Origin of the sequence: 'Chrysanthemum coronarium' phytoplasma (assembly GCF_000744065.1) — a bacterium.
Classification (GTDB): domain Bacteria; phylum Bacillota_I; class Bacilli_A; order Acholeplasmatales; family Acholeplasmataceae; genus Phytoplasma; species Phytoplasma asteris.
Genome location: NZ_BBIY01000157.1, coordinates 1 through 600 on the forward strand (window position 1 = coordinate 1; position 600 = coordinate 600).

1 protein-coding gene and 1 pseudogene are annotated in these 600 nt (G+C 25.7%); both read left to right on the top strand.

Translation table 11 applies throughout. The features are described 5' to 3' along the window. A pseudogene (locus OYV_RS04270) lies at positions 1-213 on the top strand (hypothetical protein); the annotation flags it as partial. 117 nt (positions 214-330) lie between these two features. Then, positions 331-600 (top strand): hypothetical protein (locus tag OYV_RS04275; protein ID WP_042068496.1); only part of this gene is annotated, 270 nt, incomplete at its 3' end.

A 600-nucleotide genomic window follows, 5' to 3' on the forward strand; every position in this document is an offset into this window, starting at 1 on the left:
CACTTCTTAGAAGACGACAAAGACTACTACCTTGGACGCGCACGTGTTCGCGATGCTAACTTCGAATTAACCGATTTCCGCCTCCACTTCAACCCTGTCCGTAAAACTTTATCCCTTTATCAAGATAAACACAACAACGATAAAGTCAAAGAAGCAGAAATGAAAAAAACCATCCTGGATGGACATAAAAACATTAACTTTCGAATATATTAAAAAATTAAAAGAGATTTAATAAAAAATGTTTAAATTCAATTTTATCCCCCTATCAAAAGACTCTCATTTAGAGTCTTTTTTATTTTAAAAAAACTTTTAAAACCAAAGGAGAAAAAAATGAAAAAATTTAAAGAAATTCAATTTATATTTGAATTCATAAGCATTATGATATCAACATTTATCATTTGTTTTTTCATTAGTTATAATATTAACCTTCATAACAATCATAATTTAAAACTTCAAAACAATCATCTAAAACAAAAAATTAACCTTATTGAAAAGGAAATAGACGAATTCCAACAAGAAACCCAAAGTAATTTTAAAAAAATTAATGAAAATATAGATAAATTAGAAAAAATGATAATAAATCAAAATAAATCCAAACAA